This window comes from Crocosphaera sp. Alani8 (assembly GCF_038442745.1).
Taxonomy (GTDB): Bacteria; Cyanobacteriota; Cyanobacteriia; order Cyanobacteriales; family Microcystaceae; genus Crocosphaera.
In genome coordinates, this window is sequence record NZ_JARVCN010000442.1 from 1 (window position 1) to 2,319 (window position 2,319).

Here is a 2,319-nt window from a genome sequence, read left to right on the forward strand (position 1 = left end):
GATATGATTTCATTCTTGAGGCTTTATCTGTAGCTGGACTTTAGGAAATTGGTATTACATCCTCACGGCAAGACTCTGGCGCATTTCTCATCATCCGTGATCGCCTTTTCTGTGTTCGTGGCGATAACTCTCAACCATCACCTGCATTAATGACAACGGCGCACCGCTCTGCAGATCTCGGACAGATCGCAAACCTTCCCCAGACTCATTTCTATTTTGTTTTATTCCAGGCGGAATAGGAGATCCTGTCAAGTGCTTTGGAACCAAGAGTTATTAGAATGAATGCACCATCTTGAAAGTCTTCCCACCCCCTCTTAGAAATGAGAAAAGGAGTCAGCTAAAACAGTTTTAGCACACTCTCCCTAGGAGATCGCTTACTTTTATAAGCTTAAGAGTTTTGTCAAAGAAAAAGGAGTAAATTGACTATATTGATTCTCACTCCGAAAAACATAGGCTGGTTCATTATTTTGTAACAACCAATTTTGATCAGAGTAAACAATCGATAACGGTTTATCTTGATGTTTAAACAAGTCAAAAACACTCGGTAAAGTCTCTAAATATTCGCAAAAAGCTGGCATTCTTTCCGATAAACTTTGTAGATTCTGATTGGCAGAGTCTACTTTCCCATATAAATTCGCATCTAGATAAACCAGTTCATTTTTTAACAGATCAATTAAGGCAATATACTTGGTTAAATTATCGCCTTTAACGGGAAAAGACAATTGACATCGACTCGGTTCAAATAAATTACCTGTTTGTGGATTTTCTCCCCATTGTAAAGCTGCATAAACTCTTTCGGCTTTATTAAAACAAAGGTGATTAAAACACAGAATATTCCACACAGCATAGCGAACATTTTGAGCTATTAACTCTGTTAGATAAAGATCAATTAATTGACAAGCATTGCCTTCTAAATCTTTACTATTGGTCGGATCACCCGAAAAAACCGCAGCCCCCTGACCAAAGTTTACGTCAGTCCAACAACAGCTTCCTAAGCCAGTCCAATCTTCGCTAAAGAAATTCCAGCCGTTATCATACCAAATATTATAGTTGGTTGCGCCTGAGCGCCAATAACTAGCGGTCCGAATAAATTTAACATTTTCTGGAATCGGGAAAATTGTGCCACGTCCATAGGGAGTAAGTTCACTATCATTGGTTTGTAGCTTGACTTTCTCTACTTGAGGCTCTAAATTAACAATTGGAGCAAATTGATTAACTCTTGCTTTTATTTCTTGGGCTATAGCCTTCAAGATTTCTTTGAGAAGTTCTTCATCTAATTCTCTTGCCTCATCTACTCTTAAAATTTGCATTTTTGTCCAATTTCCTTGGGGAGCAATCGTGCGATACAATCGATAATTAACGGTTTCCAAATAACGTTGAATTTTTAAGAGTTGAATCAGTTTTAATTTAGGAACAATCGATTTAAAAGCTAGAACTGCTTCTTGAGCGAAATTTAATAAGCACTGATGTAATCTACGGACAAATTCCCCCGGACGAGTTTTTAATAAATCTAAGACTTGACTATTTTTTTCAGCTAATAACTTTTCGAGTTTACTATTAAATGTTGAGGGTGATTCCTGATTGTATAATAAGTTATAAGCTTTGACCACTTCAGGAAATTTATCATGGTAATCACCTGGATGCAAAGCAAACATTAATTTTTTCCAAGTATTTTTTCTTCTAAAAACATCTTCTTCTAAATGAGGACATTGATTTAATAAATTTAATAAATATCTTCTTTCTCGACGTTTAAAAGTCCTAAATTTGCTTTGAGTTTTTAAACTAATATCTCCGTCAGATAAGCCCACCGCTAACAGGGCAAACACATCTAAAATGTAGGCAGAATTAAGTTATAATGTGTTCAGGATTTCAAATTACCTGGTAATTTGAAAAACCTACCCAAAATCTTCTACCAAAAGAAAACAGTCTGCTTAATAAAACCATTTAGAAAAAAATGAGCAACATAACTGCTAATCTCAAACCAAGATTGTTTTGAGAATCTATTTAGCCATTATTATTAGGCAATCGCTAATATTAAATGCCCAAAACTTTAGCTAAATATTTATTATCCCAAGCCGCTTTGAGTCGTTTATTCTTCACCCCTATTTTAGTAGTTTTCTCTTGAGAGAGAAGATTAAGAGATATCTGACGTAATCGGGCTAAATTCTCAGGAGCGTTATCTTTATATACGGGACAATCATCTTCTGAAAAAGAGACATCTAAGACCCAATGAAGATTATTTTCAATACTCCAATGGCTACGAGCAGCGATCTCGAAGAGATGATACTGTTGGCGAAAGTAATCTAAACGTATTTCAAC

The 2,319-nt window shown here is 35.7% G+C and carries 3 protein-coding genes; all 3 read right to left on the reverse strand.

Going from position 1 to position 2,319, the window contains the following annotated elements:
• Positions 1–90 precede the first annotated feature (90 nt).
• Positions 91–252, reverse strand: a complete 162-nt coding sequence (locus P9B04_RS21685; protein ID WP_342057045.1) for a hypothetical protein — start codon at positions 250–252, stop codon at positions 91–93.
• 128 nt (positions 253–380) lie between these two features.
• A complete protein-coding gene (locus tag P9B04_RS21690; protein WP_342057046.1) occupies positions 381–1,826 on the reverse strand; it encodes a hypothetical protein in 1,446 nt (481 codons plus the stop codon).
• Between the two features lie 208 nt (positions 1,827–2,034).
• Positions 2,035–2,319, reverse strand: a 285-nt coding sequence (locus P9B04_RS21695) for an ISAs1 family transposase (RefSeq protein WP_342057047.1), incomplete at its 5' end; no start/stop codon positions are given.